3 protein-coding genes and 1 tRNA gene are annotated in these 9,253 nt (G+C 65.9%); 1 reads left to right on the top strand and 3 read right to left on the bottom strand.

Translation table 11 applies throughout. The features are described 5' to 3' along the window. Positions 1-392: 392 nt before the first annotated feature. On the bottom strand, positions 393-608 hold the full coding sequence (locus NDW01_RS44170; RefSeq protein ID WP_252829988.1) for a helix-turn-helix domain-containing protein: 216 nt from the start codon (positions 606-608) through the stop codon (positions 393-395). 391 nt (positions 609-999) lie between these two features. Between NDW01_RS44170 and NDW01_RS41215 the strand changes: the two genes are divergently transcribed. Beyond that, a tRNA-Leu gene (locus NDW01_RS41215) sits at positions 1,000-1,072 on the top strand. Between the two features lie 561 nt (positions 1,073-1,633). On the opposite strand, the gene NDW01_RS41210 is transcribed toward NDW01_RS41215, so the two are convergent. Further along, complete coding sequence (locus tag NDW01_RS41210; RefSeq protein WP_252829987.1) at positions 1,634-1,996, bottom strand: hypothetical protein; 363 nt, start codon at positions 1,994-1,996, stop codon at positions 1,634-1,636. A gap of 220 nt (positions 1,997-2,216) precedes the next feature. Beyond that, positions 2,217-8,888 (bottom strand): RHS repeat domain-containing protein, encoded by a 6,672-nt coding sequence (locus NDW01_RS44165; protein ID WP_252829986.1) that lies wholly within the window; start codon positions 8,886-8,888, stop codon positions 2,217-2,219. Positions 8,889-9,253: the final 365 nt, after the last annotated feature.

Below are 9,253 nucleotides of genomic sequence, written 5' to 3'. Positions count from 1 at the left end.
GGCGTCCACCGCTACGTCGTGGAACGCACGATCGGCCTGCTGCACTGGTTCCGCCGCCTGCGCATCCGCTGGGAGATCCGCGATGACATCCATGAGGCGTTCATGACCCTGGCCGCAGCCATCATCTGCTGGCGACGCCTCGTCCGCTGATCTTTCTGTTAGGACCTCTTGGTCCGGTATTTGTCCGGTGTGGTGCGGACGACACCTTCGGCGTCGCGGTAGCGGACCCGGAACCAGGGTCCGCGTTTTTCTGCCCAGGCCATCATGAGCTCCTTTCACGCATGCGTGGATTGGCGTCGCGCCGCTGGGTGGGGGGCGGCGCGGGTCGGGGTCATCACCGCTCGACTCGGGGTGGGCGCTCAAGTCACGCCCCGCTCCCCGGGCGGATCCGACTATCGGCGGCGGGAGCGTGGGGCCTGCCGGCCAGCGGCGACGATCGCCTCCAGGTCGGCGCGGGAGAACCGCAGGTGCTTGCCCAAGAACGTGCACGGAATCGCCCGGGCGGCGGCCTTGCGGCGCAGCCATGACGCCTTCACACCGAGCAACCGCGCAGCCTCGTCCGGCGCGTACACCAGCAGGCCGTCCCGAAGATCAGACGATGGGGTCACAGGCTCCGGTATCTCGGGGCGGGCGTCGGCGGACGCTGTGGAGTGGCGCGCTTCTCCAGGAGCCTGTCGGTGTTCCGAAGGCGTGCCCAACGGGCCTTGCGCGTCGGCTGGCCGACGGTCGGAGAGAGGCCGTGGTGCCTCGCTTCGGTGGTCTTGCTGGGAGCGATCGTGGGTGTTCGACATAGCTGATTGCTTCTGCGCATCCATCTGTCCCGAACGGCACCCAACCAAGCCAACCCGGCCCCTTAGGCACTTCTTAGGCACGCCTTCGGCAGACCTCGGGCAAGGCACAAACGATCTTAGGCACGCGCTCAGGCACAGGGTTGGGCCCGCCACCTGACGCGTAGGCACGCCCTTGGGCAAGGTGAGCAACCGGCTGATAAGCACACTCGCGCCTCAAGCTGTCACGCCGGGCTAGCGGACTCTTAATCCGCGGGTTCGGGGTTCAAGTCCCTGGCGGCGCACCCGTCCTGACCTCGGCGTTCTCGGTTCCACCGGGAGCGCCCAGTGTCTGTTTTAGGGCGGTCTGACGACCACGTGTGCTCCATATGTGCTCGCGTGCCGTGATCTTGTTAAATCCACCTACGGGCACCACCGAACCGCCTGGGGCTCGATCCGCCAGCCAACCGCCGGAACCGGATACGGATTACATCTACGCCGTCCGACGCCAGCAGCGGCCGACCCCATCACCGCTCATCGGCCGCCCGCTCCCTCCCGGCCAAGCCGCTTCCGCAAGGCACAGGCCCAGGGACGCTCTTGAGCCGCCCCAGGCGGTCACTACCCGCCTGCAGGAACCGGTGATCACACACTGAAGCCGATGACCCAGTAGCGCGGCAACAGCCTCCCGACGGCCCCAGCGAGGGGGACACAGATGCACGAACACGCGAACCACGCCCACCGCTGATGGACTGCTACGATCCGCCCAGGTCACCGATCTTGATCAACGGTCGAGGATCATCCCCTGACACTCGGCGCACACCTTCGACACCGGCCGCGACCTGCGACTTCCGATATGCCCGAAGCAACTACACGAAGAAAGTAACAACGATTGAAAGAATGATTATACCTAGCACCAGGGAAGCTTGACCGATAATCGATCTCAACAGAATTCTCTGCGAAATCTTACTGTCATCTTTAAAGAGCTTATTCAATAGGAGGCCCGGCCTCCCTAGACCACAGATCGCAATCCAGAGGAAAAACACCGCAATGGACCATAGTGCTTTTTCGTAAGACCAACCCATCCACCTAAATCGAAGCAGCGCGAATACTGGCGCGATAAGCCACATCAGCGTCGCAAGCAAGACACCGTCAGGCCCCAGCAACTTATAGTCACGAGCTGTCAGGCCAATGACTAGCGCGAGTGTTACTACTACGGCGATCAGCGCCAAGGCTACTCCCAATATCCATAAGCCGGCTCGAACTACTCTGAGGTGCAGCCCAAAGCTGCCGCCTCACAGGCGCCACTAGATGGATCTACTGAGCCCAAAAGATTGCATCCGTTTTCGACCCGGCGATGAAGGCGGATCCCGCCACCAATGCATCAGCCATAACCAGGATCCCGACAGTTCGCCTAACCAGCCTCTGTCCCGTGTCATCCATTTAAACATGTCACAACCCAGAAGGAGGGCCCGTCAAAACCATCCCCAAACCACTCGTGGACCACTGCATATGGGTTGACCAGAACGCTTGTGATACCCTTCCCCTGCCCGCCCTTGTTGCAGCTTTTTGAAATGCGCCGATAGCACCACCGTGATTCAGCCATGTTCGCGTATACCCATATCTGCGAACAACGCGCGATGGAGAACTGAAGTACTTATACATCTTGCCGTACTTACCAAACGACCTAAGTGCCCCGAGTCCTGTGCCACCCATTACAAGACTAACTCCTGTAGAGGCGAGCGTTCGTCCTGCCATGCCCCAATCGCCCGTGGCGCCGTAGAGTCCTGCCGAGATAAGACCTGCTCCAAGCGAGACGGTCTGACACACCTCACAGAACGGGATCATCCCAGCATACGTGCTGATATTTCCAGCGAAGCTTGCCGCTTTTCTGAGCCAGCTTCCAAATCCGCCACTGTGATGGGCTTGAAGAAGCTTATTGTGCATTTCGAGTCGTCGCGCGGCGGCTTGATCGGCGGCTCGGGCGGCCGCCTCGTCAGCCGCTTGCCTGGCTGCGATGTCTGCGGCGAGATTTGTCTCGTAGGCGTGTGAGCCTACTTCGGGGAGGACGTCGGGGTTGCAGTTGTGGTAGTAGCAGTAGCTATGGCTGGCGCCGACGACACGGCTGCCGTTGTGGATCTTTCCGGTGGGGTCGGACCATCGGCAGTCGGCGCCGTCGGAGATTGTGCAGCCGTTCAGGCCGGTGGGGTCGCTGTTGGTGATGGGGTTGGAGGCGGCGTAGTTGTAGCCGGCCTGTTGCTGGGTGTCGGTGGCTTCGAACACCGGATCGAGTGAGGCGAAGGTGCCGGTGGTCGGGTCGTACCAGCGGGCGCCCACATCGGTCAGCCCGGTCACGGTGTCCTGCGGCTTGTTCAAGAAGCCGTGGTTGTCCGGCCAGGTGGCAGGGGTGGTGCCGCGGGGTGCGCCGTAGGGGGTCTGCTGCCGCCAGGTAGGTGTGGTGAAGGCGGGATCGAGGGTGAGGGTGGCGGTGCCGTGCTGGTCGCCGGTTTCGAAGGTGTAGTTGCTGCCAGATCCGGTGCGGACGGCTTCGCCTCCGCCGGGCAGGGCGTAGAAGCGGGTTCCGGTGATCGCTCCGGTGCTGGTGTTGAGGGCGAGTTGTTCGCCGGGCAGGTAAAGCGTGGTGGTGCCGGGGTCTTTTTGCAGGAGCAGGCTGCCGTCGGCGTCGTAGATGTAGCTGGACCCGCCGGAGCTGCCGGTGACCGCGGTCAGGTCCCCGGCGTCGTCCCAGGTGAAGGTCTGCTGGCCCTGGCCGGGGGTGCTGCGGGTGGTGGTGTCGCCGGCCTTGTCGTACGACATCGTCGATGTCGAGGTGCCGGCGGGGCCGGTCGTGGTGGTCTTGGTCAGAGTGTGGGGCTGGCCGGCGCTATTGCCGTCGTAGGTGTAGGTGGTGACGGTGTCGCTCGCGCCGGACAGGCCGTGGTCGGTCTGTTTGGTGCGCTGGCCGAGGGGGTTGAACGTCCAGCTGGTCCAGTAGGCAGCGCCGGTGATGCCGTCACCGACGGTGGTCCCGTTGGTGGTGGGATCTGTGGCGCAGTTCTCGGTGGCGGTCCAGGCCTGGGCGAGCCGGTCGAGGGTGTCGTAGCCGAAGCACTGGGTCTCACTCGCCGATCCCTGCCGGGTCTCGGTCTGGCTGGTGGGGTTGCCGGCCGGGTCGTAGGTGTAGGTCGTCTCGTCGATCGGGGTGTTCGAGACGGCGGTGTTTGCGAGTCTGGTGTCGGTCAGCGCGCCGGTGTGCAGGTCGTGGGTGTTGGTGATGTAGGCGTTCGCGCTGGTCGAGCCGATTTTGTTCTGCGCGGCCCGGCCGAAGGCGTCCCAGGTGGTGTCCAGCTCATAGGACGCCAGGCCGGTGAGGCCGGACGGGACGTCCAGGGCGGTGGAGTACCCATGGGTCACGGTCTCGGACGGCAGGGTGCCGCTGGCGGGGTAGATGTCGCGCCACGGCAGTCCGGTGCCGCTGGTGTAGACATGGGTGAGGGTGTAGGGGCCGGCGAGCGCACCCTCGCTGGCGGGGATGGTGACGGTCTCGCCGGTCGGTTCGCCCCAGACATTGAACCCGCGCATCTGGTCGGTGTAGGCGTGCCCGCCCGAGCCGCTGCCCCCGATGTAGGAGGTAGAGGCGGTCAGATGCCCGATCGGGTTGGCCATCCCGGAGACCGCGTTATCGGCGTTGTCATACACCCACGACGCCAGCTGGTTCGATGACGCCTGGTTCGCCACGGCGGCGGCGTATTCGCCGGTCTTACGGCCGAGCGCGTCGTAAGTGAAGGAAAGGGTCTTGCCGCGCGCATCGGTGCTCTGGGCGATGTTCCCGGCCGCGTCGTAGGTGATGGTGGAGGTGCCGGCGTCCGGATCGGTCTTGGAGGTGGCCTGGCCGAGCAGGTCATAGCCGGTGTGCCAGTCATCGCCGGTGGCCAGGTTCTTTACATCGGTCTGGTGGCCGGTCTTGTCGAAGACGTACTGGGTGGCCTGGGGGTTGCCGGTGGAGGCGGTGGTGGACCCGCCGCTGATCGCGACCGTGGTGATCGGGGCCGGGCCATCGCCGGTGGTGACGGTGACCTCCGGGGCGGTGGTGTAGTCCTTCAGTTCGACGGTGCGGCCGAGCGCGTCCTTGATGGTCGCCTTGGCCGGGGCTCCGGTGTAGGGCTTGCCGGCGGCGTCCAACGGTACCGTTATGGTCGCATCGTTGCTGCCGGTGTCGGCCTGGTCGTAGGCGGTCGCGGTCTGCTCCTTGACCTGGGAGTCGTCGTAGGAGGTAGCCAGCACGGCACGGCCGGCGCCGTCGAAGGCGGTCACGGTCTGGTCGGGGACCTGGGCGTCGGGGACGGTGACCGCTGCGGAGCCCGGCGTCGAGCCGGAATCCCACCACTTGTTGTTCGTCTTCCACGTCCAGCCGTGGGTGTCATAGAAGGTGTCGGTGACCAGCCGGCCGCCCTGCGGGGTGGGGTCCTGGGTCTGACGTGGCCGCAGCAGCGCGTCGTAGAGCACCGTGGAGGTGGCATACCCCTGCGCGTCGTTCATCTTCTGGGTGGTCACCACGGTTGGGCCGCTGTTGCTGACCTGGTAGCCGAACAGCAGGTCCGCCGGGGAGCTGGTGGCCCGGCCGTACTCCCACACCGCAATCGTGCGGCCCAGCCCGTCATAGTGCGTGGTGGTGGTGATGTTGTTCGCATCCGTGGCCGAGGTAGTCACACCGCGCAGCGGGTCGAGGGTGGTGCTGGCGGCCTGGCCGAGCGGGTTGGTGACCTTCGACCCGGTGATGAGGCCGTTGGCCATCGTGTAGTCGGTGTGGGTTTTGTGGCCCAGCGGATCGTAGGCGTCGACGGGGCGTCCGTAGGTGTCGCAAACGGTCGCTGTTTTGGTCCGGTAGGTGAACGCGCCGCCGGAGTAGCCGTCGGCGACCTCGACGACGGACGCATCGCCCTTGGTCGGTGCGGCCTGCGGCCAGGCCGGGCTGGCGGGCTGGGGCCAGGTGGCGGCCAGGGTGGGGGTGTCGTAGAAGGTGCGGATGTCGGAGACCACGTCGTCGGGCCGGGTCACGCCGGTGGGCGCGGTCAACGCGTTCATCTGCGCAGGAGTGGGGGCGCTGGCACCATCGGGGTTGGATCCCCCGCAGGCGACCGCGTCGGTCTCGACCTCGGCGGGCAGCCCGGCTAAATTGAGGCTGGTGTTGGCTGGCGCGTACGTGGTGACCGCGCACTGCCGCTGATCGATTCTGGACAGATCGCCGTGGGTGTAGACGATCAGCGGCAGACCGAACGTGGCCGAGGAGACATCGGTGTCATAGCTGGTGTCGGTCTCGGTCTGTCCCCACCTCGTGGTCGTACCAGAGACAAGCGCCTGGCGGGTCCAGGTCTCCACCTGCCCGGTGGCGGTCGCGGTCAGCGCGGGCAGGCCGCTGCGGGCCCGGGTGGCGGTTGCGGGCGAGACCCAGTAGGAGTTGATCGTCGAGCCGGTGACCGACCCGCCCGCGTAGTTGTAGTCGGTGGATTCCAGCGTGTCGCCGGCGAGCTGGTCGAGGTCCTCGTGGGTGCCGCCCTGGGAGTCGGTCAGCGTGACGGTCGTGTCGTTGTTGTTTTTCGACATCCCCCGGTAGTAGGTGTCTTCGGACTCGGTCTGCGGGTCGGCGCCCTGGCCGGTGAAGGTCTGCACGCGTCCGAACCCGCGCCACTGGCCGTAGGTGCGGTATTTAGCCTTGACGACTTCGTTGTCGTCGTAGTGCCAGGCCCCGCCGCCCAGGTACTTGTAGCCGGTGTACATGGTCGGGGCTCCGCCAGCCCGATCCGCCTGAGTGACGGAGTCGACCTGGTACTTGTTGAACCAGTCCCGCAGCGGCTGGGTGTCATCCTGCGGCGTCCAGTAGACCGGGTAGCAGGAAGAGGTGTTGGACGCCGGGGTCGGTTTGGCGCTGACGCTGCACGGATTGGTGAGGGTGTAGTCGACGCCGATCACCGCCCCGGTCTCGGTGGTGATCGAGGAGATCCGCATCCGGGTCAGCGCCGGCAGTCCGTCGGTGACGGTGTCCAGCCGGTTGGCCATCTCCTTGGCGGTGAACGTCACCGCCGGCAGCGTGACCGCCGACCCGCCCGCGGTGGTGTCTGAGCCGGTGTGAACGATCTTCGACAGCCACAGGGTCGGTGAGGTGCCGTCCCCGGTCGCCGGAAGGGTCTGCGTGAAGTCCCAGGAGTCGACGGGCGCGTAGGCGGTGCCGTTCCACTGCTGGGTCTTGATTCCGGTGAGCCGGACCGTCGACCAGAACGACGGACCGGTCACCAGGCAGTCCGCCCCGTTGGTGCAGTTTAGGTCGTACGGCACGTCGGGCCAGTTGGCCGCGTTGGTCTTGTTTAGCGGGTCGCAGGTGCCCGACAGGCAGCGGTTCCCGGTGGTGAACAGCACCTGGTCGGGGGCGTGGCCGCCGTTGACCGTGTAGGCGTTGCCGTCGGTGAAGCCGTAGTCGATGTGGTCCAGGTGCGAATCCCGCACATAGGTCGAGTTCGCCTTCGGGGTGGTCGTGCCGCTGGTGTCGGCGTCGCGGGCATAAGCGTTGGTGTCCTGCTTGTAGTAGTACGCCATCGCGTTGCCGTGCAGGTCTTTGACGTAGTCCAGGTTCCACCGGTACGCCATCGTGCACCACGAATCCGACCAGGTGGCGTTGTAACACGGATCGCCGGAATGGGCGGAGAACACCGGTTCGGAATCCACCGAGTTGGTGGCCGCATCGCCGGAACCCCAGCCGGGCAGCTGGTTCCGCCCGAACATGAACACCGTGCCGGATCGGTCGGTGACCTGCCAGTAGTCGGTGTCATGGGTACCGGAGCCGTTGCCCGAATCGGTGATGCGCTTGACCACCTCACCGTTGTCATCGGCCGGTGTGTAGGTCTTCTTGTCAGAGTCCCAGACCAGCGAGGTCGTCGACCCGTTCAGCGACATGGTCAAGAGTGGCCCGTCATAGCATTCGTCCGCCGTCGACTTCGGGGCCGCTGAGCCTTCCGGTGAATCCGAGCACGCTTTGAAGGACTGCTCGATGTAGGACTGCGGGGTCGACCAGCCGTCCCCGAGCCAGCCGGCCTGCGCCTGGGTGGCCGCGGTCTGGCCGTCCACGCCCCCCGAGTCGTAGGAAAGATCGATCTTGGGGACCAGGTCCGAGGCCGCCGATGGCACCTGAATGGGGTAGGAGTAGGTGAACGATCCGGCCGAACCTCCCGCCGACCAGGACGCCGACGGCTTCAGCGTGGTCGCGCTGTAGGTGCCGGCCGGGCTACCGCCGTCGTTGCCGCCGTCGGCCGAGCCGCCCGTGGTGGCCGCCAGCACCACCGTGTCCGAGGAGGCGGCCGCCTGCGCGGTCGTGGTGGTGAACGACGCGGGACGGATGGTCGCCGTCCCAGAGCCTGAGGTGTGCAGTGCCGCCGGGTGAATGCTGCCGGGATCGATCTGGGCGTAGGCGGACCGCGCCCGCACATCGTTGCCGCCTTGCGACAGCGGCGTCTGCACGCGGCAGGACGATGCCTGCGGGGTGGTCAGCGCGCACGCCGGCATCGCCACCAGGTGCAGCCGGGACCCGTAGTTACCGCCGTAGGCATCGGCGAATTTCCGGTAGTCGACACCGATGGTCACCGGCCCCGTACCGCCCTTTTCGGTGGCGGTGAACAGCACCCCGTTCACCCCCGCCGCCGCGGCCACCTTCCGGCTCGCGACCGTGACGGCCACCTGCGACGGCCCATGGTAGGCGCCGCCGTAGGTCGGCAGCACCGGCTTGGCCCACACCGGTGTGCCGTGCGCACTGACGCGGCCGGCCGATCCCAGACGCTGAAGGTCGAAGCTCGCCACGCCGATTCCACCGGACGGCAGTTTCCGGGGGCCCGCGCCCGCGCTCTTGGCAGCGTCATCGTGGGGTTTCGGCGGCGAGGCGAAGCGCGCCTTGCGTACGCCATGGGCCCCGTGAACACCAGGGACGGGCGGTGCCACCGGTCCGCCCAGGGAGAAGTACGCACCCGACAGCAACGCGACCATCATGACCATCGCGACCGACGCCCGCAGCCAGATGGACCGAGCCATCCACGCCGCCCAGCCCCGGCCGATCCAGCCCGGGATGCCTAAATCGCGCACCGCGCACCCGCTCCCTCGCCTCGGCGCCGTGACCAGCACGACGCCAACACCAGCACAGCGCCTCTGTACGCAGGTCCGCGCGCCCTCCGCCGGTAGACGGCTACAGCCGGAGCACAACCCGGCGAACGAGGATTAATCAGTGCAAAAACTCCCATAGCCACTGTCCGCCACGAAGCCCCGCAAATGCAAAGAAAATTTTACTACCAGTTAAGAACTCGTTAACCAGCGAGGACGACCACCCGTCACATTTATGTCACCTTGGTCACATTGACGACTGCATTTGCCAGGACGTGAGATGCGGCTTGCGTCGTGTCCCGGCCGCCGGCGCCTTAGGCCGCCGGCCTCACGTGCACGTACGTCGTTCC

The sequence above is a fragment of the Actinoallomurus soli genome (assembly GCF_024055715.1).
GTDB classification, from domain to species: domain Bacteria; phylum Actinomycetota; class Actinomycetes; order Streptosporangiales; family Streptosporangiaceae; genus Actinoallomurus; species Actinoallomurus soli.
The sequence above is the reverse complement of the archived record's forward strand: the minus strand, read 5'-3'. Positions and strand labels throughout refer to the sequence as shown.